This is a genomic window from Clavibacter michiganensis subsp. tessellarius, assembly GCF_021922985.1.
GTDB classification, from domain to species: Bacteria; Actinomycetota; Actinomycetes; order Actinomycetales; family Microbacteriaceae; genus Clavibacter; species Clavibacter tessellarius.
In genome coordinates this window covers 117,030-143,907 of sequence record NZ_CP040788.1, presented here as the reverse complement: position 1 = coordinate 143,907, position 26,878 = coordinate 117,030, and the positions used below count along the sequence as shown (strand labels likewise).

Sequence of the window (26,878 nt, the reverse complement as noted above, 5' to 3'; positions counted from 1 at the left end):
CCGGCGTCGAGGTCTCGTCGACCGCGCCCGGAGTCCGTCCACGGACGAGGACACCATGCACGACGACCCGACGGCACCCGCGGCGCACGCCCTCGCGTCCGGCGATCCCGCGCTCGCGCGCGCCATGCGCCGCGGCCTCGAGCTCGCCGCCGAGGGTCCTGCCTGGGGGCCGAACCCGCGCGTCGGCTGCGTGATCCTCGACGCCGACGGCCGCGTGATCGCGGAAGGCCGCCACCGCGGCGCCGGATCCGCCCACGCCGAGGTCGACGCGCTCCGGCAGCTGCCCGCGGGCGGGGCGCGCGGGGCCACCGCCGTCGTCACGCTGGAGCCCTGCAACCACACCGGCCGCACGGGGCCGTGCGCCGCCGCGCTGGTCGAGGCCGGCGTCGCGCGCGTCGCGTACGCGGTGGCCGACCCCGGCGCCGAGTCCGCGGGCGGCGCCGCCCGGCTGCGCGCCGCGGGCGTCGACGTCGTGCCGGGCGTGCTCGCCGAGGAGGCCGCGGCGTTCCTGCGGGTGTGGCTCGGATCCGCCTCCCTCGGCCGCCCGTTCGTCACCGCGAAGTGGGCCTCCAGCCTCGACGGCCGCATCGCCGCCGCCGACGGCACCAGCCGGTGGATCACGGGACCCGCCGCGCGCCACGACGTGCACCGCCGTCGCGCGGAGGCCGACGCGATCCTCGTGGGCACGGGCACCGTGCTCGCCGACGACCCCGCGCTCACCGCCCGCCGGCCCGACGGGATCCCGTACCCGCACCAGCCCGCGCCCGTCGTGCTCGGCGACCGCGCGATCCCCGACGACGCGGCCGTGCACCGGCACCCGCGCCGGCTCATCCGCATCGCGGGCCACGACCCGGCCGAGGCCCTCGCGGAGCTCGGCCGACGCGGGATCCGGCACGTGTTCGTGGAGGGCGGCCCCACGATCGTCTCCGCGCTCGTCGCCGCCGGGCTCGTGGACGAAGTGGTCGCCTACCTCGCGCCCGTGCTCCTCGGCGGCCCCCGCACCGCGACCGGCGACCTCGGCGTGCCGAGCATGCCGGCCGCCCACCGACTCACCCTCATCAGCACGACGCGGCTCGGGGACGACCTCCTCGTGACCGCGCGACCCACCACGGAAGGCCAGTGATGTTCACAGGGATCATCGAGGAGCGCGGACGCGTCCTCGCGCTCGACGCCGAGGGCGACTCCGCCCGGATCACGGTCGAGGCGCCGCTCGCGGTGTCCGACGCCCGGCACGGCGACTCCATCAGCGTCGACGGCGTGTGCCTCACGGTCGTCGCGCAGACGCCCGAGGGGTTCACGGCCGACGTCATGCGGCAGACGCTCGTGATGAGCTCGCTCGGCCGGCTCGGCGTGGGCGACCGCGTCAACCTCGAGCGCGCCGCGCGCGTGGGCGATCGGCTCGGCGGCCACATCGTGCAGGGCCACGTCGACGGCACGGGCCGCCTGCTCGCGACCACGCCGGGCGAGGCATGGCGGATCCTCCGCTTCTCGCTGCCCGCCGAGCTGTCGCCGCTCGTGGTGGACCGCGGATCCATCACGGTGCAGGGCGTGAGCCTCACCGTGAGCGCGGTCAGCCCGACCGACGTGCCCGCGGACGGCGCCTGGTTCGAGGTGTCGCTCATCCCCGAGACGCTCTCCGCGACAACGCTCGGCGCGCTCGAGCTCGGCGACGAGGTCAACCTGGAGACCGACGTGCTCGCCCGGCACGTGCAGCGGATGCTCGCGCTCGACGCCCGCGACCGCGACGCCGCGCCCGCCGCCGCGCCTGCCGACGCCGCCGCCGCCACCGAGGAGGCCCGCTCGTGAGCCTCGCCGCCATCCCCGCCGCGCTGCGGGAGCTGCGCGCCGGCCGGCCCGTCATCGTCGTCGACGACGAGGGCCGCGAGAACGAGGGCGACGTGCTGCTCGCCGCCGAGTCCGCCTCGCCCGAGTGGGTGGCCTGGCTCGTGAGGCACTCCTCGGGCTTCATCTGCGCGCCCATGACGAACGAGATCGCCGACCGGCTGGAGCTGCCGCTCATGGTGGCCGACAACCGGGATCCGCGCGGCACCGCGTACACGGTCTCGGTCGACGCGGCCGACCGGCTCTCGACGGGGATCAGCGCGTCCGACCGCGCCCACACCCTGCGCGTGCTCGCCGACCTCGGCAGCGTGCCGACGAGCCTGCACCGGCCCGGCCACATCCTCCCGCTGCGGGCGGTGGACGGCGGCGTGCGCGAGCGCGACGGCCACACCGAGGCCGCGGTCGACCTGCTCACGCTCGCGGGCCTCACGCCCGTCGGCGCGATCAGCGAGATCGTGCAGGACGACGGCGAGATGATGCGCCTGCCCGGCCTCCTCGCCCTCGGCGAGCGCGAGGGCGTGCTCGTGGTGACCATCGAGGCGCTCAAGGAGCACCTCGAGGAGTTCCACTGCGACCGCCCGCTCGAGCCCGCGGTCGCCATCCCCGAGGCGTCGCGCGTCATCTTCGAGGTCGAGACCACGGTGCCCACGACGCACGGCACGTTCCGGCTGCGCGCCTACCGCGACCGCACGACGGGCGCCGACCACGTGGCCGTCGTCTCCGGCGATCCGACCGCGCACGGCACGCTCGTGCGCGTGCACTCGGAGTGCCTGACGGGCGAGGCCCTCGGATCCCTGAAGTGCGAGTGCGGCCCGCAGCTCGACGCCGCGCTCGACGAGATCGCGGACGCCGGCGGCGTGGTCGTGTACCTGCGCGGGCACGAGGGGCGCGGCATCGGCCTCGTGAACAAGCTGCGCGCCTACCGGCTGCAGGAGGACGGCCTCGACACGCTCGACGCGAACGTGGCCCTCGGGCTCCCCGCGGACGCGCGCGACTACGGCGCGGCGTCGGCGATCCTCCAGGACATGGGCGTCGAGGACGTGCGCCTGCTCACCAACAACCCCGAGAAGGTGCGGCAGCTCGAGGCGCACGGCGTCCGCGTGACCGAGCGCGTGCCGCTCGTCGTGGGCGTGAACGCCACCAACTCCGGGTACCTGGAGACCAAGCGCGACCGGATGGGGCACCGCCTGGTGCTCGACACCGACATGCACATCGGCCCGGACGCCTACCCGGACGCCGAGGCGCCCGACGGCCTGACCACCACGACCGCATCACCCCAGGAGGAGACCGCATGAGCGGACACGGAGCACCCGAGATCGACCCCACCGCGCTCGACGGACGGGGGCTGTCCGTCACGGTCGTCGCCGGACGCTGGCACGACGAGATCAGCGCGGGCCTCCTCGCGGGCGCGCAGCGCGTGCTCGACGCGGCGGGCGTCACCACCACGGTGATCCGCGTGCCCGGCAGCTTCGAGCTGCCCGTCGTGGCGCGCGCGGCGCTCGACGCGGGGGCCGACGCGGTCGTCGCGCTCGGCGTGATCATCCGCGGCGGCACCCCGCACTTCGAGTACGTCTCCGACGCGGCGACCTCGGGCCTCACGCAGGCCTCGCTCCTCACGGGCAAGCCGATCGGGTTCGGGCTGCTCACGCTCGACGACGAGCAGCAGGGCATCGACCGCGCGGGGCTCCCGGGTTCGAAGGAGGACAAGGGCGCCGAGGCGGCGGAGGCCGCGGTGACCACCGCGCTCCTGCTCAAGGGCATCCGCGGCGCCTGACCTGCTGACCGCTCGGTTTTGATATCGAGAACGGGTATCAGTAGGGTCATCCGGAGCGTCGCGGACCGTCCGGCGGCGCCGGGATGGAGGTGCGATGCAGCCCGCCCTCGACGTCCGCGGGCTCGCGATCCGCATCGGCGGGATCCCGCTCGTGCACGGCGTCGACCTCCGCGTGGGCGCGGGCGAGCGGGTCGCGCTCGTCGGCGCATCCGGCTCGGGCAAGTCGCTCACGGCGCAGGCCGTGCTCGGGACGCTGCCGACCGGATCCGCGGTCGACGGCGTCGTGGAGCTCGGCGGCCGCGCGGTGCGGCCCGGATCACCGCGACAGCGCCTCGGCCGCGTCGCCGCCGTGCAGCAGCACTCCCTCGCCGCGCTCAATCCGCTCGTCACGGTGGGCGCGCAGCTCGTGGCGGCGCTGCAGGCGGCGCGGGCGCGCGGATCCGCCGCGGACGCGGGCCTCCTCACCCGCGCCGACGCCCGCCTCGAGGTCATGGCCCTGCTCGACGAGGTGGGCATCGAGGATCCCGCGGGCGTCCTCCCCGCCTTCGCCGCCGAACTCTCGGGCGGCCAGCGCCAGCGCGCCTGCCTCGCGCTCGCCCTCCTGTGCGACGCCGACCTCCTGCTCGCCGACGAGCCCACCACCGCGCTCGACGTCGTGACCCAGGCGCGGGTGGTCGACGTGATCCGCCGCCGCCTCGACGCGACCGGCCAGGCGCTCCTCTTCATCACGCACGACCTCGCCGTGGCCGCCGCGCTCTGCGACCGGGCGGTCGTGCTCGAGCACGGCCGCGTCGTGGAGTCCGCGTCGATGCGCGACCTCGTGCGGCGGCCGCGGCACCCCTACAGCCGGGCGCTCGTGGCGGCGGCGGGGCGCCGCGAGCCGGCTCGCGGGGATGCGCACGACGATGCGCCGGCGACGACGGAGCGCTCCGCGGTCTCGGCCCCGCTCGGCGCGGCGGCGGCGCGGTGAGGGGCTCGATGGGCGACGTGCGGGGCGACGCCGTGGCCGGCTCGATGGCCGGCGGCCCGGGCGACGCGCTGACCGCCACCGGGATCACGCTGCGCTACCCGCCGCGGCGCGACCCCGCCGCCCGCCGGGCCGCCCGCGCCGCCCGGGCGTCCGGCGGCGCCGCGCCCTCCCCCGCGCTCGACGACGTGTCGTTCCGCGTCGCGCCGGGCGAGACGGTGGGCGTCGTGGGACGGTCCGGATCCGGCAAGTCGACGCTGCTGCGCGTCCTCCTCGCGCTCGAGGCGCCGGCCGCGGGCCGCGTCCGCCTCGGCGACCGGCCGGTGGAGCCGGGCCGCGCATCCGCCCTCCGCTGGTACCGGCGGCGCGTGCAGGCGGTGCCGCAGGATCCGGGCGCGAGCCTCGAGCCGCGCATGACCGTGCGGCAGCTGATCCGCGAGCCGCTCCGCCGCCTCGACGTGCCGGGCGACCACGCCGCGATCGTCGCCCGCGCCCTCGACGACGTGGGCCTCGCCGCTTCCCTCGCCGGCCGGCGCCCCGCCGAGCTCTCCGGCGGGCAGGCCCAGCGCGTCGCCCTCGCGCGGGCCATCGCGACCTCCCCCGGGATCCTGCTCGCCGACGAGCCCGTGAGCGGCGTCGACCTGCCGCTGCGCGACCGGATCATCGAGCTGCTCGACGGCCTGGTGCGGGAGCGCGGCATCGGGCTGGTGCTCGTCTCGCACGACCTCGACGCCGTCGCGCGGCTCTGCGCCCGGAGCGTCGTGCTCGCGGGCGGGCGCGTCGTGGAGGAGGGGCCGACCGCGCGCCTCCTCGCCGCCCCCGCGCATCCGGCCACGCGCGAGCTCGCCGACGCCGTCCCGCGGCTGCCGGGAGCGCTCACCGCATGACCGCGCCCCACCGCGCCGGCGCACCCCACGCCGCCGTGCTGCTCTCCAGCCAGCTCGTGTTCAACCTCGGCTTCTACGCGGTCGTGCCGTTCCTCGCCGTCGTGATGCGCGACGACCTGGGGCTCGGCGCCCTCGCGATCGGCCTCGTGCTCGGCGCGCGCACCTTCAGCCAGCAGGGCCTCTTCCTCCTCGGCGGGATGCTCGCCGACCGCTTCGGCCCGCGGACGCTCATCGCCGCGGGCTGCGTCGTGCGCGTCTCCGGCTACCTCGGGCTCGCGCTCGCGGCGGACCTGCCGGGCTTCCTCGTCGGCGCGATCCTCACCGGGTTCGGCGGCGCGCTCTTCAGCCCGGCGCTGCAGAGCCTCGTCGCGGCCGCCGACGCGCGCGGGCGCGACCGCCGGCGCGCCGGACGGCCGTCGCTGTTCGCCGCGCTCGTGCTGGTGGGCGAGGTCGGCGCGGCGGTGGGGCCGCTCGCGGGCGCCGCGCTCCTGGGATTCGGCTTCTCGACCACGGTGCTCGTGGGGGCGGGCCTGTTCGCGGCGGTGGGGGTGGCGCTGTGGTGCGTGATCCCGGCGGACGCGGGGCGGGCGGACGCGGGGCGAGCGGACGCGGGGCGAGCGGATGCCGCCGGCGCCCGGCCGCCCGGATCCGACGCGCCCGCCGACGCCGCAGCGCACGCCCCCTCCACCGCCGGCGCGCGCCCCGACCGCTGGGCCGCCGTGCGCGACCGCCGCTTCCTCGCCTTCTCCGCGCTCTTCGCCGTGGACCTCGTCGCCTACAACCAGCTCTACCTCGGGCTGCCGCTCGAGCTCGCGCGGGCGGGCGCCGGGACCGCGGCCGTCGGATCCGCGTTCCTCGCCGTCTCGCTCCTCACCATCACGCTGCAGTGGCCCGTCGCGCTCGTCGCGAAGCGGCTCGGGCCGGGCCGGGCCCTGGCGCTCGGCTTCGGGACGACCGCGACCGGGTTCGCGGCGCTCGCCCTCGGATCGCTCGTGCCGCCGCCCGCCGGGGCCGCGCTGCTGCCCGCCGCCGCGCTCGTCGTCTGCCTGACCCTCGGCCACATGACCGCGGGCCCCGTGACCATGGAGCTCGTGCCGTCGTTCGCGGGTGCCCGGCCCACGGCGTCCTTCTACGGGCTGCTCGCCAGCTGCGGCGGCGTCGCCGTGCTCGTGGCCGGCGGCGTGGTCGGATCCCTGCTCGACGCCGCTCCCGCCCTCGCCTGGGGGCTGCTCGCGGCGCTGCCCGTCGCGGCCGCGATCGGCCTGCCGCGGCTGCTGCCCGCGGGCTCCGCCGCCACGACGTCCGCGACGCCGGCCGCCCCATCCGCCAGGGCACCCGAAGCGCCCGACGCGCCCGCCGCCGAGCGGCCCCTGACCCTCCCGCACCACCCCGCCGATGCCCCGCGCATCCCCGTAGAAGGACCCCATGCCCGCTAGACGCCCCCGCTCCGCCCGCTCCACCGGATCCGCCCGCCGCGCCCGCTCCCTCGCCCTGGTCGCGCTCGCCGCCGCGTCGACGCTCGCCCTCAGCGGCTGCTTCGCGGCGAGCCCGGGATCCTCCGCCGACGGATCCGCGGGCGGCGACGGCCGCATCCGCCTGGCGATGCTGCAGCCGCCGCGCTCGGGCCTCACGCCGCTCAGCGACGACGCGTTCAAGCTGTCGCGCTGGAGCACGGCCGAGACCCTCGTGACCCTCGACGACCTCGGCGAGGCCCAACCGCAGCTCGCCACCGCGTGGACGCGGACCGACGACCTCACCTGGACCTTCGACATCCGCCCGGACGTGCCCTTCCACGACGGCACGACCCTCACCGCCGCGCAGGCCGCCGCCTCCCTCACCGCCGCGGCGGCGGCGAGCCCGAAGCCGCGGATCCTCGACGGCGTCGACCTCACCGCCACCGCCGACGGCGACCGCCTCGTCGTCCGCACGGCGAGCGCCGACCCGCTCCTGCCGCAGCGCCTCTCGAGCCCGCAGCTGGCGATCCTCGCGGCCTCCGCGTACGCGGCCGACGGCACGGTCTCGCCCGTCGGCACCGGCACGGGCCCCTTCCGACTCACCGCGGTCGACGGCACCTCGTCGGCCACGCTCGACCGCTTCGACGACTACTGGGGCGGCCGCGCGGCGGCCTCCGGCATCGACGTGCGCTTCGTGCCCGACGGCACCGCGCGCGCGGCGGCCCTCCGCACCGGCACGGCCGACGTGGTCGAGGCGATCCCGGTCGGCCAGGCCGCGCAGGTGGATCCCGCGCTCATCCACGAGGTCCCCATGCCGCGCACGAACACCCTCTACCTGAACACGAGGACGGGACCGTTCGCGGATCCGGCCGTGCGCGCCGCCGCGCAGGCCGCCGTCGACCGCGCCGCCCTCGTCTCGAGCGTCTACGAGGGCCGGGCCGACGAGGCGGCCGGCCTCCTCGGCCCGGCGCTCCCCTGGGCCGCCGACCTCCGCGACGGCGCCTCCTACCGCGACGCCCTCGCCGGCCGCGCCGCACCCGCGCAGGTCGACGGCGTGCCCATCACCCTCGGCACGTTCACCGATCGCGCCGAGCTCCCCGAGGTCGCCGTGCAGCTCGAGCAGCAGCTCGAGGCGGCGGGCTTCCGGGTGACGCAGGACGTGCGCGAGTACCAGTACATCGAGGCCGACGCGCTGGCGGGGAGGTTCGACGCCTTCATCCTGTCGCGCGCCACCGTGCTCGACTCGGGCGACCCCGCGGCGTACCTCTACAGCGACTTCGCGTGCGCCGGCTCGTTCAACATCTCGCAGGAGTGCGACCCCGCGGTCGACGAGGCGCTCACGGCGGCGTCCGCGCTGCCCGCGGGCGCCGACCGGCGGGCCGCGATCATGCGCGTCGAGGCCCTCGTGCTCGCCGACGACGCCGCCGTGCCGCTCCTGCACGAGCGCGTGATCCAGGGCGAGGCCGCGGGGGTGACGGGCGCCGTCCGCGATCCCCGCGAGCGCGCGCTCATCACGGCCGACACGCGCGTCGACGGCTGATGGGCGCGGCGCGCGAGCGGATCGTCGTCGGGGCGTCCCGGGTCGTCGCCGTCGGCGGCGTGGTCGCGCTCGTCGGCGCGCTGCCGTGGCTGTCCGGACGCTCGCCCGAGTACACGGTCCTCCGCGCGCGCTACGCCGACCTCGAGGCGACCCCGGAGGCGCTCGCGTCGATCCGGGCCGAGCTCGGGCTCGACCGTGGGCCGCTCCGGGTGTCGCTCGACTGGCTCGCGGGCGTCGCGCGCGGCGACCTGGGCACGTCGTGGATCTCCGGCCGCCCGGTGCTGCCCGGCACCCTCGACGCGCTCGGGGTCTCCCTGACGCTCATGGCGTTCGCGATCGTCGTGGTCCTCGGGATCGCCGCGCTCGTGTGCGCGCCCGCGCTCCTCACCGCGACGCGGGGACGCCGGGCCCGCGGATCCGGCGCCGTCGCCGCCGCCCTCACCGCGCTGCCCGAGTTCCTCCTCGCGACCGCGCTGCTCGTGGTCGTCGCCGTGTGGCTCCGCGCGGCGCCGCCCTCCGGCTGGGACGGGCCGGCGAACGCGGTGCTCCCGGCGCTCGCCCTGGGGATCCCGGGCGGCGGGCTCGTCGGCCGGCTCCTCGCCGACGCGATCCAGGCCGCGTCCGCCGAGCGCTGGGTCGCCACGTGGGCCATGGCGGGCATCTCCCCTGCGCGCACGACCCTCGCGGTGCTGCGCCGCGCGCTCCCGTCGGTGCTCGGCCAGGTCGGGCTCGTGCTCGTGGGCCTCACGGGCGGGGCCGTCGCGGTCGAGCAGGTGTTCGCGATCCCCGGCATCGGCCGCGCGACCCTCGGCGCCGCGAGCAGCCAGGACGTCCCGGCGCTCCAGGCCGGCGTGCTCGCGCTCCTCGTGGTGGCCGTGGCGGCGGGGATCCTCGCGAGCCTCCTCCGCCGCGCGCTCCTCGGCCCGGCGCTCCGGCTCGGCTCCCTGCCCGTGCCCGACGCGCGCGTCCCCGCCCGGCGGCGCGACGCCGTGGTGCCGGCCGTCGCCGCGGGGCTCCTCGCGCTGATCGTCGTCGCGGGCCTCGCGCGGGATCCGTACGCCACCGCGTCCGGCCGCCTCGCGCCGCCCTCGTGGCAGCTCCCCTTCGGCGCCGACGCGAGCGGCCGCGACCTGCTCGGCCGCGTCGGCCACGGCGCGATCACGACGCTCGGCACCGCGCTCCTCGTGGTGGTCGCGTGCTGCGCGATCGGCCTCCTCCTCGGGCTGCTGCCGCACGCGACGGTGGGCCCGATCGAGGTCGCGAACGCCGCGCCGCCGATCCTCGCCGGCATCGTCGTGACGGCGATCCAGGGACCGTCCACCTGGGGCGCCGCCGTCGCCGTCGCGGCCGTGAGCTGGGCGCCGCTCGCCGCGCACGCGGGGGCCCTCATGACGGAGGCGCGCGCCCAGCCGCACGTGCGGATCCTGCCGGTGCTCGGGGTGGGACGCGCGCGGATCCTGCTCGGCCACCTCCTGCCCGCCGTGGTCGGCCCGGTCGTGCGGAACGCGATGCTGCGCCTGCCCGGCATCGCCCTCACGCTCGCCGCGCTCGGCTTCCTCGGCCTCGGCGCCGACCGGCCGACGCCCGAGTGGGGCCTGATCCTCAGCGAGGGCAGCGCCTACGCCGAGCGCGCCCCGTGGGCGGTCGGCACGCCCGCGCTCGCGCTGGTGCTCGCCTCGGTGCTCGCGGTGTCGCTCTCGGCGCACGACCTGTCGGGGCTCGTGCGACGGCGACGCGGATCCGTGGCGGAGGCGGGCGCGACCGTCGAGCCGTCCCCCGCGCTCGATCGGGCGTAACGCCCGCGACAACCGGCGCCGCCGCGGGCGTCCCGGGGCGGGAGCCCCCGGGCGATCGCCGCGGCCGGGCTACGCGCGGTCGTCCGGCCGCGGGTCCCGGGCGATGCCGCCGTCCTCGTCCCACGCCAGGGCGGCGTCCTCGTCCTCCTCCGTCGGCGCCTCCGCGAGACGCGCGCGCTCCTCGAGCTCGCGGTGCGTCCAGCGCCGCAGCTGCAGCACGACGAGCACGACCACCGCGACGCAGGGGATGGCGAGGTACCAGAAGCCGGTCGCGACGGCGACGATCGCGCCGGCGCCGCAGAGCTGGGCGAGCCCGGGCAGGATCGCGCGGCCGGTCTCGTGCGCCATGGGGCTCCTCGTGGTCGGCGGCGTCGCGGGTTGCGCCGTCCCGCCCAACCTACCGACCGCGCACAGCGTCTCCTCAGGGGCGTAAACTCAGCACCGCCATCACGAGTGGCCCCCTCGACTCCGCCGCACCCGGCGCCCGCGCCCGACCGGCGCGCCCGCCCCCTCCGCGCGCCCCTGCCGCTCACGCCGCATCAGCCGAAAGCCGTCTCCCCGCATGTCCACGACCCCCGCGGCCCGCACCGCCGCCAGCACCGCATCCACCCCGCCCGCCGGGAACTCGCGCTCGCGCGTCATCATCGCGAGCCTCATCGGCACGTCGATCGAGTTCTACGACTTCTACGTCTACGCGACCGCGGCGGTGCTCGTCTTCCCCGCCCTCTTCTTCGCGAACGACGACCCGACCGTCGCGCAGCTCGCGTCCTTCGCGGTGTTCGGCGTCGCGTTCATCGCCCGGCCCATCGGATCCATCCTCTTCGGCCACTTCGGCGACCGCATCGGCCGCAAGGGCACGCTCGTCGCGTCGCTGCTCACCATGGGCATCGCGACCGTCCTGATCGGCTGCCTGCCCACCGCGCTCACGCCCGGCTGGGAGGTCGCGGCGCCCGCGTTCCTCGTGATCATGCGCTTCGGCCAGGGCCTCGGCCTCGGCGGCGAGTGGAGCGGCGCCGCGCTGCTCGCGACCGAGAACGCGCCGGTCGGCAAGCGCGCCATCTACGGCACGTTCCCGCAGCTGGGCGCCCCCATCGGCTTCATCGTCGCCAACGGCGTCTTCCTCGCGCTCAGCCTCGGCCTCACCCCCGAGCAGTTCCAGTCGTGGGGCTGGCGCGTGCCGTTCCTCGCGAGCGCCGTGCTCGTGATCGTCGGCCTCTACGTGCGGCTCAAGCTCATCGAGACGCCCGCGTTCCAGAAGGTCGTCGACTCCGGCGAGGTCGCGAAGCTGCCCGTCGCGCGCGTGTTCGTGTCGAGCTGGCGGCCGCTGATCCTCGGCACCTTCATCATGCTGGCGACCTACACGCTCTTCTACCTGATGACGACGTTCACGCTCACCTACGGCACCACCGCGCGCGACGCGGCCACCGCCGAGGCCGCCGCGACCGCCGCCGGCAAGCCCTTCAACCCCGACACGTTCGCCGCCGGCCTCGGCTACGCGCGCAACGACTTCCTGCTCATGCTCATCGTGGGCGTCGTGTTCTTCGGCGTCTTCACGATGGTCTCGGGCCCGCTCGCGGAGAAGTACGGGCGCCGCAAGATGCTCATCGCGACGACCCTCGGGATCCTCGTGTTCGGCCTGCTCTTCGTGCCGCTGTTCGCGGGCGGCTTCGCCGGCACCATGGCGCTGCTGATCATCGGCTTCACCCTCATGGGCCTCACGTTCGGCCCCATGGGCGCGGTGCTGCCGGAGCTGTTCCCGACGAACGTGCGCTACACGGGATCCGCGATCAGCTACAACGTGGCGAGCATCCTCGGCGCCGCGGTCGCGCCGTTCATCGCCGTGGCGCTCTGGCAGCTGCTCGACGGGAACGTGCTGCTCGTCGGCGTGTACCTCAGCGCGATGGCGGCGATCACGCTGGTGGCGCTGATCATCAGCCGCGAGACGCGCGACGCCGACTACGCGGGGAACGTCAGTTGACTCCCGTCATGTGAACGACCGGCCCCGAGGGGCGGGGAGCGCCGGTACCGTCGGCCCGCCACGATCCGTGGCGTCTCCCCGCCCCTGAAGACGGAAGCCACCGCCATGTCCGCTGCGCACGCCACCACCAGCCCGCCCTCCCCCGCTCCCGCGAACCCGCGCTCGCGCGTGCTGGTCGCGAGCCTGGTGGGCACCTCCATCGAGTTCTTCGACTTCTACGTCTACGCGACGGCCGCCGTGCTCGTCTTCCCGGCGCTGTTCTTCTCCGCCGACGACCCGACGGTCGCGCTGCTGGAGTCGCTCGCGGTGTTCGGGGTCGCGTTCTTCGCCCGCCCCATCGGGTCCGTCGTGTTCGGCCACTTCGGCGACCGGATCGGCCGCACCGGCACGCTCGTCGCCTCGCTGCTCACCATGGGCATCGCCACGGTGCTCATCGGCTGCCTGCCGAGCGGCCGCACGCCCGGCTGGGAGCTCGCGGCCCCCGCGGCCCTCGCGATCCTCCGCTTCGTGCAGGGCCTCGGCCTCGGCGGCGAGTGGGGCGGGGCGGCGCTGCTCGCCACCGAGAACGCGCCCGCCGGGAAGCGCGCGCTGTACGGCACCTTCCCGCAGCTCGGCGCGCCCGTCGGGTTCCTCCTCGCCAACGGCCTGTTCCTCATCCTGTCGCTCTCGCTCTCCCCCGCCGACCTGCAGGCGTGGGGCTGGCGCGTGCCCTTCCTCGCGAGCGCGGTGCTCGTGGTCGTCGGCCTGTACGTGCGCGTGCGGCTCGTCGAGGCGCCCGAGTTCCAGGAGGTGCTCGACCGCGGCGAGACCTCCCGCCTCCCGCTCGGCCGCACCATCCGCACCGGCTGGCGCGGCCTCGTCCTCGGCGCGTTCGCGCTGCTCGCGACCTTCACGCTCTTCTACCTGATGACCACGTTCGCGGTCACCTTCGCGACCTCGCCCCGCACGGCGGACGCCGCCCAGGCCGCCGCCACCGCCGCGGGCAAGCCGTTCGACCCGGCGTCGTTCCACGCGGGCCTCGGCTACGCGCGCACCGACTTCCTGGAGATGCTGCTCGTCGGGGTCGTGTTCTTCGCCGTCGCGATCGTGGTGTCCGGCGTGCTCGCCGGCCGCATGGGCGCCCGGCCCGTCGTGCTCCGCAGCGCGCTCGGCATGGTCGCGTTCGGCCTGCTGATGGAGCCGCTGCTCGCCGCGGGCCTGCCCGGCACGCTCATGTTCATCGTGCTGGGCTTCGTGCTCATCGGCCTCGCCTACGGGGCGGTCGGGTCGCTGCTGCCCGCCGTGTTCGCGACCGACGTGCGCTACACGGGCGCGTCGCTGTCCTTCAGCCTCGCGGGCATCATCGGCGGCGCCGTCGCCCCGTTCATCGCGACCTGGCTCTGGGGCCTCGCGGGCGGCAGCGTCTGGCTCGTCGGCGTGTACCTCAGCGTGGCGTCGGCGCTCTCGTTCGTCGCGCTCCTCGTGCTGCGCGAGCAGGGCGAGACGCGCGGCGTCGCCGGAGCCGACGCGGCCTGATCCCGGGCGGCCCCACCCCGAGCGGGCGGCGGCGGGACGACGGGTCACCCGGCCCGGCGGAGCGCGGCCGCCCGTCCGCGCGCGTGGACGCGGATCGTCCGTGCATCGATGCCCCTCGATGCCCGCGCATCGGCGGCACCGGATCCCGTCCGGGGGCTCGCCGGATCCGCCGCACGCCGATATCGTCGCTCCCATGCAGCCGTCCCCCGCGCCCCGGGTCGTCGCCGTCGCGCGCGACGACCAGCACCGCTTCTCGAAGCCCCTCCGCCCCTCGATCACGCTCCTCGCCGGCCTCGGCGTGGAGGGCGACGCGCACGCCGGCACCACCGTGCAGCACCTCTCGCGGAAGCGCCGCGACCCGGATGCGCCGAACCTCCGCCAGGTGCACCTCGTGCACTCCGAGCTGCACGCGGAGCTCGCCGAGCAGGGCTTCGCGGTCGCCGCGGGCGACCTCGGCGAGAACGTGACGACGGCGGGCGTCCCGCTCCTCGACCTGCCCGCGGGCACGCGCCTGCACCTGGGCGCGGAGGCCGTGGTGGAGATCACGGGCCTCCGGAACCCGTGCATCCAGATCGACGGGCTCGGCGCGGGCACGATGAAGGCGGTCCTCGGGCGCGACGCCGACGGGAACGTCGTGCGGAAGTCCGGCGTGATGGCCGTGGTGATCACCGGCGGCGAGGTCCTCCCCGACGACGCCGTGCGCGTCGAGCTCCCCGCGGGCGAGCACCGGGCGCTCCAGCCGGTCTGAGCGCGAACGCCGGTGCCTGCCCGGCACGACCCCGGTGCGAGGTGCCCGCGTCAGGCGCGGGGCGCCGCGCGTCCCGCGTCGGCGCCCGGTCGTCCGACGTCGGCCTCCGGTCGCCCGCCCTCCTCCGGCAGCGCGGCGACGTCGGCCTCCCGTGCGGCGCGCATCCGCCGGATCGCCGCCCGCACCACGAGCACCGTCAGGACGACGACGCAGACGCCCGCGCCGATGGCGCACACGACGACCAGCACCCGGTCGCCCTCGGTGCGCACCTCCGTCCTCCGCGCGACCTGGAAGAGCAGGTAGCCCACGATGCCGGCGAACCCGCCGAGCGCCTCCTCGACCTGCGCGCGGAAGGTGGAGCGGGGATGCGGGGCCATGCCCCCAGCCTGCCAGCAGCGGCGCGGCGCCGACGGCGTCGGGTGCGCGGACGTCCGCAGCCGCCGCGCGTCAGCCCCGGCAGCCGCAGCTCTCGCGCACCACGAGCTTCGTTCCGAGGCGGAGCGTCACGGGATCGCCCGGCTGCGGAGCGCTCGTCGTATCGATGAGGATGCGGGCGGCCGCGCGCCCCATCGCCTCCATCGGCTGCCGCACGGTCGTCAGCCGCGGCGTCGCGAGCAGGCCCGCGAGGATGCCGTCGAAGCCCGTGACGACGACGTCGCCCGGCACGTCCACCCCCTCCGCCCGCAGCAGGTCGACGAGGGCGAGCGCGAGCTGGTCGCTGGCGCACACCAGCGCACGCGGCAGGCGACCCGCGCGGAGGGCGGCGACGACGCCGGCGAACCCGGAGCCCTCGCCGAGCACGGTGTCGTCGAGCACCTCGTCCGGCGCCGCGATGCCGTGCTCCGCGAGCGCCTCGCGGTAGCCCTGGAAGCGCTCCCGGTAGTCGCCGACGCTCGTGGCGCCCACGAAGCCGGTGTCGGTGATCCCGTGCTCGACGACCAGGTGGCGCACCAGCTCGCGCGCTCCCCCGGCGTTGTCGGACGTGACGCGGTGGTGCCCGTCGTCGGCCGGCGGGTAGCTGAACAGCACGATCGGCATCCGCAGCGAGACGCGCTTCAGCGACGCGGCCGCCGACGGGCCGGGGAAGATCGCGAGGCCGTCGACGCGGCCGGCCGACTCCGCGACCGCGGTGGTGGTGTCGCTCCCGCGGCTGAGCATCACCGGGCGGTCGTGCGCGCGGCACTCGAGCTCGAAGCCGCGCCGGACCTCGTCGACGTAGAGCGGGAAGGCGCGGGGATCCGCCGCGATCTCGCCCGCGTCGTCCCACGGGATGTACGTGCGGCCGGGCGCGTACGGCTCCCGCGCGGCCGGCGCGTCCTCGGCCGCGGGCTCGGCCGGCTCGCGCTGCAGCGGCCGGTCGATGAGGAGGTCGAACGAGTGCAGCCCGAGCGCGCCCGTGCGTCCCCGGGCGAGGCCGCGGGCGGACGCGCTCGGCACGTACCCGATCTCGCGCGCGGTCTCGAGCACGCGCTCGCGCGTGGCGGCGCTGATCTGGTCGGGCCGGCTGAAGGCGAACGACACGGTCGCGATGGACACCTTCGCGCGTTCCGCGACGTCGTAGACCGTGGGGCGTCGGGGGCTCATGCGACCGTCCTCTCTCCTGGAAGCGTAGGCGAGCGCGACGGAGGCGGGCGAACCGGACCGCCGGGACCGCCGCGCCCGCCCGCCGGGATCAGGAGATCCGGATGCCGTGGTGCAGCGGGTAGACGGGGTCCGCGGAGTCGGAGGGCACGTCCGCGCGCGAGGCGCGCACGGCGTCCATCGACCGCGGGATCTCCACCGGCAGCCGGCCCTCGGGCGCGATGCGTCCCGTGAGCGCGGCGACGACGGCCTGGTCCGAGCTGCCGTAGGCGACGGCGAGCGCGGAGACGAACGGCACGAGCGGCGTCATGATCGCGGGCCGGTCGAGGTCCACCACCACGACGAGCGGGCACCGGTCGGCGATGCGCCGGAGCCGGTGCACGAGCCCGGGCGGGAACTCGAGCGAGCCCTGGTGGAACCACGCCTCGAGGAAGAGGTCGGAGCGCGGCTCGAACGGCGCGCCGAGGCGCACGATGGCGACGTCGGCGTCCTCGGGCCGGCCCGCCGCGTCCGCCCAGCCGTCGAGCGCCTCGGGGCGCATGCCCTCGACGTGGACCGCGGGGCGGGATCCGTCGGCGGCCAGCGGCAGCATCGGCCGCCCGTCGACCTCCCGGTTCTCCAGCACGGTGACGGACGCCGCCTGCGCGCGGAAGCCGAGCTCGCGGAAGTCGGCGCGGCCGACGATGCGCTCCGCGTCGTCCTCGTCCACGAACGGGTCGTCGAAGAGCCCGAGGCGGAACTTCACGAGCAGCAGGCGCCGCACCGACTCGTCGATGCGCGCCTCCGTCACCCGGCCGTCGGCCACGAGGTCGAGCAGCACGTCGACGCACTCCTCGCCGCCGAACTGGTCGCAGCCGGCCTGGATGATCCGCTCCATCCGCTCGTGCGGCGTCAGCTCCTCGACGCCCCAGGCGCGGGCCGGCAGCACCTGGTCGCCCACGTGGTTGTCGTTCACGAGCTCCCAATCGGTGACCACGACGCCGTCGAAGCCGAGCTCCTCGCGGAGGATCCCCGTGATCACCTGCCGGTTGAAGCCGAAGCCCACCGCCTCGATCTCCTCGCCGTCGCGCACGAGCCCCTCGGGCATGCCGTAGTACGGCATCATCGCGGCGGTCCCGCGGGCGATCGCCTCGCGGAACGGGCGCAGGTGGTAGTCGAACATGCCGCCCGGGTAGACCTGCTCGCGGCCGTAGGGGAAGTGCGCGTCCTCGCCGTCCTTCTGCGGCCCGCCGCCCGGGAAGTGCTTGGTGGTGCAGGCGACGCTCGTGGATCCGAGCGCCTCGCCCTGGAAGCCGCGGACGTACGCGGCCGTGAACTCGGCGACGCGGTCGGCGTCGTGCCCGAGCGACTGCGCCTGGCGCCCCCAGCGGGGCTCCGTCGCGAGGTCGATCTGCGGGTGCAGCGCCGCGCGGATCCCCACGGCGACGTACTCCTGCCGCGCGGTCTCGGCGAAGGCGCGGATCGCGTCGACGTCGTCGAGCGCCGCGAGGCCCAGCGCCTCCGGCCACTGCGAGAACGGGCCGGCCGAGAACGCGACGCCGGCGTTCTCGACGAAGGCGTGCCGCGGATCCGTGCTGACCGTCACCGGGATCCCGTGCGGCGTCGACTCCGCCAGCTCCTGCAGCCGGTTGCTCCAGCGCGCGGCCTGCCGGGCGCTGCGGATCTCGTGCACGTTGAAGTGGTTCATGCCCTTGCCCACGACGACCTCGGTGGTCCCGGACTTGGAGATCGCGCCCGGCTCCTCCTTCAGCTCGCCGTCGGCGCCGACCTCGATGACCGTCTGGAACATGAGGCCGGCCTTCTCGGCGAGGCTCAGGCGCCCCACGAGGTCGGCCGTGCGCTCCTCGGGGCTCCGGCGCGGATCCTCGTAGGGCGCCATCACCCCGTCGCCGTCGAGGTCGCGGAACCGGGTGCCGTCGGGGGCGGTGAGCTGCGTGCGGGGCATGGGGGTCTCCAAGGGTCGGAGGCGGGAGGGGGTCACTTGAGGCCGGCGGTCGCGACGCCCTGGATGAAGTGGCGCTGCAGCACCACGAACAGGGCGAGGATCGGCGCGATCACGAGCACGGATCCGGCGAGCAGCAGGCCGTAGTCGGTCGCGTTCTGCCCGGTCGAGTAGAGCGAGAGCGCGATCGGCAGCGTGTACATCTGCTCGCTCTGCGCCGCGACGAGCGGCCAGAGGAAGTTGTTCCACGAGGCGAGGAACGTGAGGATCCCGAGCGTCGCGAGCGGCGGTCCGCACAGCGGCATCACGATGCGGGCGAAGATGCGGAACTCGCCCGCGCCGTCGAGCCGGGCCGCCTCGATGAGCGCCTCGGGGATCCCGAGCATGAACTGCCGCATGAGGAACACCCCGATGGGCGCCGTGATGAACGGGAGGATGAGCGCCGCGTACGTGTTCACGAGGCCGAGCCCCGAGACCATGACGAACAGCGGCACGAACGTGACGACGCCCGGCACCATGAGCGTCACCATCACGGTGAGGAACAGGATCCGCTTGCCGGGGAACTCCATCTTCGCGAGCGCGTAGCCGACCATCGAGCAGAACACGAGGTTGCCGAGCACCGTGATGAGCGCGACGACGAGGCTGTTGGAGAAGAACGTGCCGAAGTGCAGCGGGCCGAACCACTGCGCGAAGTTGTCGGCGACGGGATCGGCGGGCCACCACGTGGGCGGGCGCTGCAGGATCTCGCCCTGCGTCTTCACCGACCCGAGCGCCATCCAGACGAACGGGATGAGCCAGACGCAGAGCGCGGCGGCGAGGACGAGGTAGAGGATCGCGCGGGCGCGGCGCCCGCGGTCGGTGGGGCGTCGGCGACGGGGCGGGGTGCCGGTCGCGGCGTCGGCGACGACGGGCGCGGCGGCGGGGGCGGATGCGGTGGTGGTCATGCGCGGGCCTTTCAGTCCTTCGACCGCAGCAGCCGGAACTGCAGCAGGCTGAGCAGGGCGATGGCGAGGAAGAGGACGTAGCTCGCCGCGGAGGCGAGGCCGTACTCGCCGAAGCCGAACTGCCGGTACGTGTAGTACGCGACGGACAGCGTGGAGTCGAGGGGGCCGCCGCGCGTCATCACGAACGCCTCCTCGAAGAACTGCAGGAAGCCGACCGAGATGAGCACGGATCCGAGCAGCAGCGTCGGGCGCAGCAGCGGCAGCGTGACGGAGATCAGACGCCGCCAGGGGCTCGCGCCGTCCATGACGGCCGCCTCCTGCACCTCCTCGGGCACGGCCTGGAGGCCCGCCAGGAAGATGATCATCAGGGTGCCGACGTTGCGCCACACCGCCATGACGACGAGCGAGGGCAGCGCCCACGTGGTGTCGCTCAGCCAGTTGGGGCCGGTGATCCCGATGCCCGCGAGCGCCGTGTTGAGCAGCCCGTCCGGCAGCAGGATGTAGCGCCACACGACCGAGACCGCGACGATGCTCGTCACGACGGGCGCGTAGAACCCCACGCGGAAGAACGAGACGATGCGGCCGCGACCCGAGTTGAGCGCGAGGGCCAGCGCGAGGGCGATCACCATCGTCACCGGGATGCCGACGACCACGAAGAAGGCCGTGACCCCGATGGACCGGAGGAACGTGGCGTCCGCGAAGAGCTTCGCGTACTGGTCGAGGCCCGTGAAGTCGACCGCGAACGGCGAGCGGATGTCGGTCGCGCGGAAGTCGGTGAACGACATCGCGAACGAGCTCACGAGCGGCACGAGCATGAAGACCGCGAACACGGCGACGAACGGGAGGCAGAAGCCCCAGGCGATGAGCGCCTGGCGGCGACGCTGCCGGGCGACGAGCGGGGACCGGGTGCGGCCGGGACGGGTCCCGGCCGCCCGGGGAGCGGTGACGGCCAACGGCTACTCCGCCGAGCCGATGGAGTCGGCGTCGGACTGCAGCTTCGCGAGCGCGTCGGGCACGCTGGCGGTGCCGCGGCGGATCCGCTCGAGCGCCGAGTCGGCGGCCGACCCGACCTTGACCCAGTTGGTGCTCACGGGCACCGACTTGGCCGTCTTCAGCTGCTCGCCGAACGCGGCGAGGGTCGGGTCGCCCTGCAGCGCCGGATCCTGCCACGCGGACTGCTGCGCGGGCAGGTCGCCGGTCGCGGCGTACCAGGCCGCCTGCGTGTCCGGCTGGCCGAGCCAGCGGGCGAGCTTCCACGCGGCGTCCTGGTTCTTCGCCTGGTCGAAGACGACGAGGTTGGCGCCGCCGCTGAACGACGCGGAGGTCTCCTTCGCCGGGAGCACCGCGGTGGTGAACTTCGAGGCGAAGCCCTCGCCGCCCACGGCCTTGAGCTGGCCGATCTCGAAGGGGCCCTCGATGAGCATGGGCGTGGATCCGTCGACGAACGACGACTCCTGCGCGCCGGAGGAGACGTCGACGTCGGGGTCCGCGATGCCGTCGGCGAAGAAGCTGCCGTAGTACTCGTAGGCCTCCCGCATCTCCGGGGTGTCGAGCGTCCACTTCGCTCCGTCGGCGACCTCGGCGCCGTTCGACCACGGCATCCAGAGCGTGCCCTGGAAGGCGTCGTTGCCGGCGGGGAGGCGGATGCCGTGCGCGGCGCCCGCCTTCGTCTGCATGTCGGACGCCATCTGCTTCAGCTCGTCCCAGGTGGTGGGCGCCGTCGTCCAGCCGGCCTTGGCCGCGAGGTCGGTGCGGTAGTAGAGCACGCGGGTGTCGACGTACCAGGGGATGCCGGCGGCGCGGTCCTTCACGGAGTTCGTGGCGAGGGAGCCGGGGAAGGCGCCGCTCGCGTCGACGTCGGTGGGCACGGTGGTGAGGGCGTCGGCGAAGTCGGCCATCCAGGTGGTGCCCATCATCGCGATGTCGGGCGTCGTGCCGCCCGCGATGGCGGTCTGGATCTTGTTGTGCGCCGCGTCCCACGGGATGGCCGTGACGTCGACCTCGACGCCCGGGTTGGCGTCCTCGAACGTCTTGAGGAACGCGGGCAGGGCCTCGCCCTCGGCGCCCATCGCCCACATCGTGACCTTGCCGGTGGCGGGTGCGGAGCCGAGGGTCGTCGCGGCCGCGGCGCCGGCGCCCTCGTCGGACGAGCGGCCGCAGCCGGTCAGCGCGACGGTGGCCGCCAGCACGGTCGCGACCGCGCCGAGACGCATGGATGTCTTCACGTGTTCCTCCTTGAACGAAGCGCCCGCGTCGCGAGCCGGTGATCTACTTATGCGCATAAGAAGCGCAGCGCGACGACTATCTCATGGACCCCGTGCAGGGGGCAAGCGCGGGAGCGCGCTCCCGCGAGCCGCGCGTCCGCGAGGGTGTCGGCCCGCTGTCGGCCGGGTGTCGGGCACCTGTCGGGTCCGCGTCGTGGTGCGCGGCGCATCCGGCCGCCAGGCTGGGCGCATGAACGAGACACGGGTGGCGGACCTCCGCCGCGAGCGGGGTTGGACGCAGGACAGGCTGGCCGAGGCGAGCGGTATCACGGTGCGCACGGTGCAGCGACTGGAGGCGGGGAACGACGCGAGCCTCGAGACGCTGTCGCTCGTCGCGAAGGCGCTGGAGGTGCCCGTGCGGGACCTCTTCGGCGCCGTCGGCGCGGGCGAGTTCAGCCGGACGGTGTCCGCTCTCGATGACCGCGCGGAGCGGCAGCAGGAGAGGCGCGACCAGGCGGTCGACGGCTTCCGGTCCCTCTACACCGGCGTCGGGGTCATCTGGACCCTGCTCGTGGTGGCCGGCATCGCCACGGACGTGCTGCCCGGCGCCGGGGCGCTCCTCATCGGGGCGTACTGGGCCGGCGGCGCGCTGCTCTCGCGGTTCCTGCTGCGGGTCGTCGTGGGTCCGCGCCTGGACCGGGCGTACCCGCTGTCCCGCGACCGGTCGTCCGAGCTGCGGGGCGCGCGGCGGGAGCGGCGCGCGAGCTGACCCGGCGCCGGGCCTGCGCGGATCAGTCGTCCGCCGGCTGCGCGCCCTGCCGCTGCACGACGACCGCGGCCGCGTCGGCCGCGACGACCAGGGCGCCCTCGCGGTCGGCCCCCGCGGCGAGCGCCGAGGCGAGCGCGCCGCAGAACGCGTCGCCCGCACCCGTGGTGTCGACGACGCGGGAGACCCGCGACGCGGGCACCTCGACGTCGCCCCACATCGCGCCCTCGGCGCCGAGAGTGACGAGCAGCGACGCGGGCGCGCGCGTGCCCGACTCGCGGAGCAGCCCGGCCTCGTGCTCGTTGACGACCACGGGATCCGCGAGCGCGAGCACGTCGTCCGGCAGCGCCGCGAAGGGCGCGAGGTTGAGCACGACGCGGGCGCCGGCGGCGTGCGCGCGGCGGACGCCCGCGGCGACCGTGTCGAGGGGCAGCTCGAGCGAGGCGAGCAGGACGTCGCCCGCGGCGAGCGCGTCGAGCGGATCCAGGTGGGCGCCCTCCACGCGCGCGTTGGCGCCGGGCGCGACGATGATGGTGTTCTCGCCGTCGTCGTCCACCGCGATGATCGCGAGGCCCGTCGTGGCGTCGTCCACCGTGACGAGGCCGGACACGTCGATGCCGCGGTCCGCCAGGCGCGCGCGATAGGCGGATCCGTCGGCGTCGTCGCCCACGGCCCCGACCATCGCGACCTCGCCGCCGGCGTCGGCCGCGGCGACCGCCTGGTTCGCGCCCTTGCCGCCCCAGAGCCGCTCGGGGTCGGACCCGATGAGCGTCTCCCCCGGCTGCGGGTGCCGCGGCACGCGCACCACCTGGTCGACGTTGAGCGATCCGAGCACCACGACGCGGCCCATGGGCACCTGCCTCCCCCGGCGCGCGGCCGGCCGCGCCCGGGTGGCGCTCCCCGCCAGGGTACCGAGCGGATCCGCCGCCCCGGCACCGCCCGGGCGCCCGTCCGCCTGCCGCTACCGTGGGGAGGAGACGACCGATCGGAGGCCGCCCGTGCCCGACGCCGACCCGCGCGCGCCCGGCCCCCGCCGTCCCCTGCTCATCTCCCGCTCGTTCGCGCTCATCTGGGTCGCGCAGGCGCTGTCGTCCTTCGGCGAGTACGTGCTCGCGGCGACCGTCACGGTGTGGCTCGCCACGGGCCTCGCGCCGGGCGACCCGGCCCTGCCGCTGTACATCGGCGCGGTCGTCGCGGCGACGAGCGTCCCGCGCCTGGTGCTCCTGCCGTTCGCGGGCGTGCTCGTCGACCGGTGGCCGGCCCGCCGCGTGATGGTCGCGGCCGACCTCGCTCGCGCCGGCCCTGCTCCTGCCGCTCCTCGTGATCGCCGCGAGCGCGCCGTCGCCCGTCGTGATCGGCGCCGTGATCGGCACGCAGCTCCTCATCGGCTGCGCCTCGCAGCTGTTCGACCCGGCGCGCGCCGCGCTCGTGCAGGTGGTCGTCCCCGCGGATCGCCGCGCGGCCGCCGCGGGGCGCTCGCTGCTCGCGAGCACGGGCGTCGGGATCCTCTCGGGTCTCACCGGCCCGGCCGTCTACGCGGTGCTCGGACCGCATCCCGCGCTCGTGCTGGACGCGGCGTCGTTCCTCGCGTCGGCGGCGCTCGTGCTCGCGGTGCGCGAGCGCGGGGTGACGCCGGCCGACGCGCACGCCGCGGTCGCCTCCGCGGGCGCCCGGTTCCGCGCCGAGCTCGCCGCCGGGGTCCGCATCGTGCGCTCGTCGCCGCGCCTCCGGGTCCTCGTGGCCGGCCTCGCCGCGTACGGCGTGACCCTGGGCGTCAACAACGCGACGCTCGCCCTCCTCGCGCTCACCACGATGGGCCTGACGGCGGCGGAGTACGGCGTCGTCACGGCGATGTTCGCGGTCGGCGGCCTGGTCGGATCCGTCACGGCGCCGGCGCTCGTCGCCCGCATCCGCCCCGAGCGCGCGCTGCCGGCCGCGCTCGTGGCGCTCGGGCTCACCTACGCCGCCTACTCGACCGCGCGCGCGTTCCTGCCCGCGGCGATCCTGATGGGCGTCGCCGGGCTCGTCTTCGCGGTCTTCCTGGTCGCGCAGGGGCCGATCCTGCAGGCGGAGGCGCCAGTCGGTGCCATGGGACGGGTCTCGTCGCTCACGACCCCGGTGCTCGCGGCGTCGTCGCTCCTGGCGACGATCGTGACGGCCCAGGTGCTCGCGCTCCTGCCCGCCGACGCGCAGACCGGCGCCTACCCGGTGGCGGTCGCGACGGCGGCCGCGGTCATGGGCGCCGCCGGGCTCGCGCTCGTCGCGGGCGGCATCAGTCGAGGAAGAGGACCCGCAGCCGCCGCGTCGTGAAGACCAGGCCGATGGCCGTCATCACCGCGAAGTAGAGCACGTGGCCGAGGACCGCGATCGAGAGCGCGCCCGTCGTGAAGCCGCGCACGAGCTCCACCGCGTGCCAGAGCGGCAGCGCCTGGATGACCGCCTGGATCCACGCCGGGTACACCGACAGCGGGTAGAAGGTCGCGGAGAACAGGAACATGGGCAGCAGGACGAAGTTGATCCAGTCCATCTGCTGGAAGGTCTTCATGTAGCTCGTCACGGCCATGCCGAAGCTCGCGAAGGCCAGCGCGATGAGCACCACGGACGGCAGCGCGAGGATCGCCCACCACGACAGGTTGAGGCCGAGCACCTGCATCACGACCAGGAAGCCGGACGAGTAGACGACGCCGCGGAGCAGCGCCAGGCCGATCTCGCCGAACGCCACGTCGAGCGGCCCGAGCGAGGTCGCGAGCATGCCCTGGTACAGCTTCGAGTGGTTCATCTTGAAGAAGACGTTCCAGGTGGAGTCGTAGACGGCGCCGTTCATGGCGGAGACCGCGAGGAGCGCGGGCGCGATGTACGCGGCGTACGGCACGGGCTGGCCGGTGCTCGTGGTCACGTCGCCGACGAGCGAGCCGAGGCCGATGCCCATCGCGAGCAGGTAGAAGACGGGCTCGAAGAAGCCGGAGAGGACGACGGTCCAGTTGGTGCTGCGGGTGGCGAGCAGTCCGCGCGAGAGCACGGAGCGGGCGTTGCCGGCGTAGAGCGCGCGGGGGCCGCGGCTGCGTCGCGCGGCGGGCGCCGGCGCCGGGGCGTTCGCGGGCATCGTGGATCCGGTCATGCGCGCAGCCTCCTCGTCGCGACGCGGCGCGACAGCGCCCAGCCCACCGCGAGCCACAGCAGGAGGTACGCGACGTGCGCGACGGTGAGCCAGAGCGGCTCCTCCATGCCGTAGGTCGCGACCCGGCCGAGCTCGGTGCCGTGCCAGAGCGGCGAGATCCAGCCGATCCACTGCAGCCAGATCGGGAACTGGGTGAGCGGGAAGAACGTGCCCGAGAACAGCGACAGCGGGGTGATCACGAAGCGCATGACCATGGCGATCTGGCCGGTGTCCTGGGTGAGGGTCGCGACGTAGGCCATGAGCATCACGCCGATCGCCATGCCGGTGAGCACGGCGGCGCCGATCGCGAGGAAGCCCGTGCCGAGCGGCACCGCGCCGAACAGGAGCATGAACGCGAAGTAGGCGATGCAGGTGGGCGCCATGCGGATCGCGACGCCGATCACCTGGCCGTCGACGATCTGCGCGGGGGTCAGCGGCGACGCGTTCATCGCCTGGAAGACGGGGTTCCACTTGAAGCCGCCGAAGATCGGGTAGCTGAACTCCTCGCTCGCGACCGTCATGGCGCTCGTCGCGAGGAGCGCGGGCGCGACGAAGACCAGGAAGCTGACGCCGAGCGCCTGGTTCGCGCCCGTACCGCGGTCGACGACCGTGGCGAGGCCCACGCCGAGCGCGTAGAGGTACACGTACGGGCTCGCGATGCCGGTGGCGAGCGCGGTGCCGAGGTAGGCGCGGATCCCGAGGAGGCGGTGCTCGGCGGCGTACCAGCCGCCGAAGCGGCGCGGGCGGATGCCGCCGGCGAGGGCCCGGGCACGGGCGTCGGCGCCGTCGCGGGGCCCGTCGGCGGCCGCTCCCCCGGCGGCCGCGCTGCGGTCGACGACGCTCACTCGACCAGGCTCCGTCCCGTGAGGCGGAGGAAGACGTCCTCGAGGCTCGAGCGGCGCACGAGCGTCGTGATGGGCTTGAGCTCCTGCTCGAGGATCCGGCTGAGCACGGCCTCGCCGTCGGACGCGTAGACGAGCACGCGGTCGGGCAGCACCTCCACGCGGTCGCCGAACCCGGCGATCTCGCGCGACGCGGACTCGTTGCGGTCGGAGCCGAAGCGCACCTCGAGCACCTCGCGGCTGGAGTGGTCGCGGATGAGGGACGCGGGCGAGCCCTCCGCCATGATGCGGCCCTCGTCGACCACGACGATCCGGTCGCACAGCTGCTCGGCCTCGTCCATGTAGTGCGTGGTGAGCACGAGCGTCGTGCCCTGCTCCTTGAGGCGGAAGAGGCGGTCCCAGAGGATGTGGCGGGCCTGCGGGTCGAGGCCCGTGGTCGGCTCGTCGAGCAGCAGGATCCGCGGGTCGCTGATGAGGGCGCGCGCGATCGTGAGGCGCCGCTTCATGCCGCCGGAGAGGTCGTCGACCTTGGCGCCCGCCCGGTCGCTCAGCTGCGCGAACTCGAGCAGCTCGTCGGCGCGCGCCGCGACCTGCTTGCGCGGCAGGCCGAAGTAGCGGCCGTAGACGATGAGGTTGTCGCGCGCCTTGAGCTCCAGGTCGAGGTTGTCGGCCTGCGGCACGACGCCCAGCTGCGAGCGGATCTCGGGGCCGTGCGTGTCGGGGTCGAGCCCGAGGATGTCGAGGGAGCCGCCCGTGCGCGAGGAGACCGCGCCGATCATGCGCATGGTCGTGGACTTGCCGGCGCCGTTCGGGCCGAGGAGCCCGAAGGACTCGCCGGGCGCGACCTCGAAGGAGAGGCCGTCGACGGCGACGTGGTCGCCGTACTTCTTCACGAGGCGGTCGGCGGTGATGACGGGGGTGGGCACGATCAGCCAGCCTAG

General features: G+C 75.3%; 25 protein-coding genes. 14 read left to right on the top strand and 11 right to left on the bottom strand.

The window, feature by feature from the left end:
* Window positions 1-55: 55 nt before the first annotated feature.
* The 9 genes from ribD (at window position 56) to FGG90_RS00585 (ending at window position 10,260) form a co-directional block, all read left to right on the top strand.
* On the top strand, window positions 56-1,123 hold the full coding sequence (gene ribD / locus FGG90_RS00625; protein WP_094126096.1) for a bifunctional diaminohydroxyphosphoribosylaminopyrimidine deaminase/5-amino-6-(5-phosphoribosylamino)uracil reductase RibD: 1,068 nt from the start codon (window positions 56-58) through the stop codon (window positions 1,121-1,123).
* Window positions 1,123-1,806 (top strand): riboflavin synthase, encoded by a 684-nt coding sequence (locus FGG90_RS00620; RefSeq protein WP_094126097.1) that lies wholly within the window; start codon window positions 1,123-1,125, stop codon window positions 1,804-1,806. The genes ribD and FGG90_RS00620 overlap by 1 nt, the downstream gene beginning before the upstream one ends.
* Complete coding sequence (gene ribA, locus FGG90_RS00615; protein WP_094126098.1) at window positions 1,803-3,137, top strand: GTP cyclohydrolase II; 1,335 nt, start codon at window positions 1,803-1,805, stop codon at window positions 3,135-3,137. The genes FGG90_RS00620 and ribA overlap by 4 nt, the downstream gene beginning before the upstream one ends.
* A complete protein-coding gene (gene ribH / locus FGG90_RS00610; RefSeq protein ID WP_094126099.1) occupies window positions 3,134-3,616 on the top strand; it encodes a 6,7-dimethyl-8-ribityllumazine synthase in 483 nt (160 codons plus the stop codon). The genes ribA and ribH overlap by 4 nt, the downstream gene beginning before the upstream one ends.
* Before the next feature lie 94 nt (window positions 3,617-3,710).
* Entirely contained in the window at window positions 3,711-4,586 is an 876-nt protein-coding gene (locus FGG90_RS00605; RefSeq protein ID WP_094126100.1) for an ATP-binding cassette domain-containing protein, read from the top strand.
* An 8-nt stretch (window positions 4,587-4,594) separates the two neighbouring features.
* Window positions 4,595-5,470 (top strand): ABC transporter ATP-binding protein, encoded by an 876-nt coding sequence (locus FGG90_RS00600; RefSeq protein ID WP_237583481.1) that lies wholly within the window; start codon window positions 4,595-4,597, stop codon window positions 5,468-5,470.
* Window positions 5,467-6,906, top strand: coding sequence for an MFS transporter (locus FGG90_RS00595; RefSeq protein ID WP_237583480.1), 1,440 nt, complete (start codon window positions 5,467-5,469; stop codon window positions 6,904-6,906). The genes FGG90_RS00600 and FGG90_RS00595 overlap by 4 nt, the downstream gene beginning before the upstream one ends.
* Window positions 6,896-8,464: an ABC transporter substrate-binding protein gene (locus tag FGG90_RS00590; RefSeq protein ID WP_094126101.1), complete on the top strand. Its 1,569-nt coding sequence runs from the start codon at window positions 6,896-6,898 to the stop codon at window positions 8,462-8,464. The genes FGG90_RS00595 and FGG90_RS00590 overlap by 11 nt, the downstream gene beginning before the upstream one ends.
* Window positions 8,464-10,260: an ABC transporter permease subunit gene (locus FGG90_RS00585; RefSeq protein ID WP_094126102.1), complete on the top strand. Its 1,797-nt coding sequence runs from the start codon at window positions 8,464-8,466 to the stop codon at window positions 10,258-10,260. Before FGG90_RS00590 ends, FGG90_RS00585 begins: the two co-directional genes overlap by 1 nt.
* 69 nt (window positions 10,261-10,329) lie before the next feature.
* Here FGG90_RS00585 and FGG90_RS00580 read toward each other — a convergent pair whose 3' ends face one another.
* Window positions 10,330-10,608: a hypothetical protein gene (locus FGG90_RS00580; RefSeq protein WP_094126103.1), complete on the bottom strand. Its 279-nt coding sequence runs from the start codon at window positions 10,606-10,608 to the stop codon at window positions 10,330-10,332.
* A gap of 214 nt (window positions 10,609-10,822) precedes the next feature.
* Between FGG90_RS00580 and FGG90_RS00575 the strand changes: the two genes are divergently transcribed.
* The 3 genes from FGG90_RS00575 (at window position 10,823) to FGG90_RS00565 (ending at window position 14,501) form a co-directional block, all read left to right on the top strand.
* Window positions 10,823-12,238 carry an MFS transporter gene (locus tag FGG90_RS00575; protein ID WP_094126104.1) on the top strand — a complete coding sequence of 472 codons (1,416 nt, stop codon included), beginning with the start codon at window positions 10,823-10,825 and terminating at the stop codon, window positions 12,236-12,238.
* A gap of 105 nt (window positions 12,239-12,343) precedes the next feature.
* Window positions 12,344-13,753 (top strand): MFS transporter, encoded by a 1,410-nt coding sequence (locus tag FGG90_RS00570; RefSeq protein ID WP_094126105.1) that lies wholly within the window; start codon window positions 12,344-12,346, stop codon window positions 13,751-13,753.
* Between the two features lie 193 nt (window positions 13,754-13,946).
* A complete protein-coding gene (locus FGG90_RS00565) occupies window positions 13,947-14,501 on the top strand; it encodes an MOSC domain-containing protein (RefSeq protein WP_094126106.1) in 555 nt (184 codons plus the stop codon).
* Window positions 14,502-14,551: 50 nt separating this feature from the next.
* Here the strand turns inward: FGG90_RS00565 and FGG90_RS00560 are convergent, their stop codons facing one another.
* The 6 genes from FGG90_RS00560 to FGG90_RS00535 form a co-directional block, all read right to left on the bottom strand.
* The gene (locus FGG90_RS00560; RefSeq protein ID WP_094126107.1) at window positions 14,552-14,878 is read right to left on the bottom strand and encodes a hypothetical protein; all 327 of its coding nucleotides are present in this window, start codon (window positions 14,876-14,878) and stop codon (window positions 14,552-14,554) included.
* 70 nt (window positions 14,879-14,948) lie between these two features.
* Window positions 14,949-16,085, bottom strand: coding sequence for a LacI family DNA-binding transcriptional regulator (locus FGG90_RS00555; RefSeq protein WP_094126108.1), 1,137 nt, complete (start codon window positions 16,083-16,085; stop codon window positions 14,949-14,951).
* Between the two features lie 88 nt (window positions 16,086-16,173).
* The gene (locus FGG90_RS00550; RefSeq protein ID WP_094126109.1) at window positions 16,174-18,027 is read right to left on the bottom strand and encodes a glycoside hydrolase family 3 protein; all 1,854 of its coding nucleotides are present in this window, start codon (window positions 18,025-18,027) and stop codon (window positions 16,174-16,176) included.
* 32 nt (window positions 18,028-18,059) lie between these two features.
* Entirely contained in the window at window positions 18,060-18,968 is a 909-nt protein-coding gene (locus tag FGG90_RS00545; RefSeq protein WP_094126110.1) for a carbohydrate ABC transporter permease, read from the bottom strand.
* Window positions 18,969-18,979: 11 nt separating this feature from the next.
* Window positions 18,980-19,921, bottom strand: a complete 942-nt coding sequence (locus FGG90_RS00540) for a carbohydrate ABC transporter permease (RefSeq protein ID WP_094126111.1) — start codon at window positions 19,919-19,921, stop codon at window positions 18,980-18,982.
* A gap of 3 nt (window positions 19,922-19,924) precedes the next feature.
* A complete protein-coding gene (locus FGG90_RS00535) occupies window positions 19,925-21,193 on the bottom strand; it encodes an extracellular solute-binding protein (protein WP_094126112.1) in 1,269 nt (422 codons plus the stop codon).
* A gap of 229 nt (window positions 21,194-21,422) precedes the next feature.
* Here FGG90_RS00535 and FGG90_RS00530 point away from each other — a divergent pair, with 229 nt between their 5' ends.
* Window positions 21,423-21,941 (top strand): helix-turn-helix transcriptional regulator, encoded by a 519-nt coding sequence (locus FGG90_RS00530; protein ID WP_094126113.1) that lies wholly within the window; start codon window positions 21,423-21,425, stop codon window positions 21,939-21,941.
* Between the two features lie 22 nt (window positions 21,942-21,963).
* Here FGG90_RS00530 and FGG90_RS00525 read toward each other — a convergent pair whose 3' ends face one another.
* Window positions 21,964-22,788 carry a ribokinase gene (locus FGG90_RS00525; protein WP_237583479.1) on the bottom strand — a complete coding sequence of 275 codons (825 nt, stop codon included), beginning with the start codon at window positions 22,786-22,788 and terminating at the stop codon, window positions 21,964-21,966.
* A 470-nt stretch (window positions 22,789-23,258) separates the two neighbouring features.
* Between FGG90_RS00525 and FGG90_RS00520 the strand changes: the two genes are divergently transcribed.
* A complete protein-coding gene (locus FGG90_RS00520) occupies window positions 23,259-24,248 on the top strand; it encodes an MFS transporter (RefSeq protein ID WP_272930227.1) in 990 nt (329 codons plus the stop codon).
* Here the strand turns inward: FGG90_RS00520 and FGG90_RS00515 are convergent.
* Genes FGG90_RS00515 through FGG90_RS00505 form a run of 3 tightly spaced genes read right to left on the bottom strand, consistent with a single transcriptional unit; the run spans window position 24,211 to window position 26,863 of the window.
* Window positions 24,211-25,056, bottom strand: a complete 846-nt coding sequence (locus FGG90_RS00515) for an ABC transporter permease (RefSeq protein WP_094126115.1) — start codon at window positions 25,054-25,056, stop codon at window positions 24,211-24,213. The genes FGG90_RS00520 and FGG90_RS00515 overlap by 38 nt on opposite strands.
* Entirely contained in the window at window positions 25,053-25,940 is an 888-nt protein-coding gene (locus FGG90_RS00510) for an ABC transporter permease (protein WP_378143289.1), read from the bottom strand. The genes FGG90_RS00515 and FGG90_RS00510 overlap by 4 nt, the downstream gene beginning before the upstream one ends.
* Complete coding sequence (locus tag FGG90_RS00505; RefSeq protein ID WP_094126116.1) at window positions 25,937-26,863, bottom strand: ABC transporter ATP-binding protein; 927 nt, start codon at window positions 26,861-26,863, stop codon at window positions 25,937-25,939. The genes FGG90_RS00510 and FGG90_RS00505 overlap by 4 nt, the downstream gene beginning before the upstream one ends.
* Between the last annotated feature and the right edge of the window lie 15 nt (window positions 26,864-26,878).

What these genes read in the sequence shown, in the direction of transcription:
- ribD (WP_094126096.1), top strand. Translation starts at nt 56, where the DNA reads ATGCACGACGACCCGACGGCACCCGCGGCGCACGCCCTCGCGTCCGGC.
- FGG90_RS00620 (WP_094126097.1), top strand. Translation starts at nt 1,123, where the DNA reads ATGTTCACAGGGATCATCGAGGAGCGCGGACGCGTCCTCGCGCTCGAC.
- ribH (WP_094126099.1), top strand. Translation starts at nt 3,134, where the DNA reads ATGAGCGGACACGGAGCACCCGAGATCGACCCCACCGCGCTCGACGGA.
- FGG90_RS00605 (WP_094126100.1), top strand. Translation starts at nt 3,711, where the DNA reads ATGCAGCCCGCCCTCGACGTCCGCGGGCTCGCGATCCGCATCGGCGGG.
- FGG90_RS00600 (WP_237583481.1), top strand. Translation starts at nt 4,595, where the DNA reads ATGGGCGACGTGCGGGGCGACGCCGTGGCCGGCTCGATGGCCGGCGGC.
- FGG90_RS00595 (WP_237583480.1), top strand. Translation starts at nt 5,467, where the DNA reads ATGACCGCGCCCCACCGCGCCGGCGCACCCCACGCCGCCGTGCTGCTC.
- FGG90_RS00590 (WP_094126101.1), top strand. Translation starts at nt 6,896, where the DNA reads ATGCCCGCTAGACGCCCCCGCTCCGCCCGCTCCACCGGATCCGCCCGC.
- FGG90_RS00585 (WP_094126102.1), top strand. Translation starts at nt 8,464, where the DNA reads ATGGGCGCGGCGCGCGAGCGGATCGTCGTCGGGGCGTCCCGGGTCGTC.
- FGG90_RS00580 (WP_094126103.1), bottom strand. Translation starts at nt 10,608, where the DNA reads ATGGCGCACGAGACCGGCCGCGCGATCCTGCCCGGGCTCGCCCAGCTC.
- FGG90_RS00575 (WP_094126104.1), top strand. Translation starts at nt 10,823, where the DNA reads ATGTCCACGACCCCCGCGGCCCGCACCGCCGCCAGCACCGCATCCACC.
- FGG90_RS00570 (WP_094126105.1), top strand. Translation starts at nt 12,344, where the DNA reads ATGTCCGCTGCGCACGCCACCACCAGCCCGCCCTCCCCCGCTCCCGCG.
- FGG90_RS00565 (WP_094126106.1), top strand. Translation starts at nt 13,947, where the DNA reads ATGCAGCCGTCCCCCGCGCCCCGGGTCGTCGCCGTCGCGCGCGACGAC.
- FGG90_RS00560 (WP_094126107.1), bottom strand. Translation starts at nt 14,878, where the DNA reads ATGGCCCCGCATCCCCGCTCCACCTTCCGCGCGCAGGTCGAGGAGGCG.
- FGG90_RS00555 (WP_094126108.1), bottom strand. Translation starts at nt 16,085, where the DNA reads ATGAGCCCCCGACGCCCCACGGTCTACGACGTCGCGGAACGCGCGAAG.
- FGG90_RS00550 (WP_094126109.1), bottom strand. Translation starts at nt 18,027, where the DNA reads ATGCCCCGCACGCAGCTCACCGCCCCCGACGGCACCCGGTTCCGCGAC.
- FGG90_RS00545 (WP_094126110.1), bottom strand. Translation starts at nt 18,968, where the DNA reads ATGACCACCACCGCATCCGCCCCCGCCGCCGCGCCCGTCGTCGCCGAC.
- FGG90_RS00530 (WP_094126113.1), top strand. Translation starts at nt 21,423, where the DNA reads ATGAACGAGACACGGGTGGCGGACCTCCGCCGCGAGCGGGGTTGGACG.
- FGG90_RS00525 (WP_237583479.1), bottom strand. Translation starts at nt 22,788, where the DNA reads ATGGGCCGCGTCGTGGTGCTCGGATCGCTCAACGTCGACCAGGTGGTG.
- FGG90_RS00515 (WP_094126115.1), bottom strand. Translation starts at nt 25,056, where the DNA reads ATGACCGGATCCACGATGCCCGCGAACGCCCCGGCGCCGGCGCCCGCC.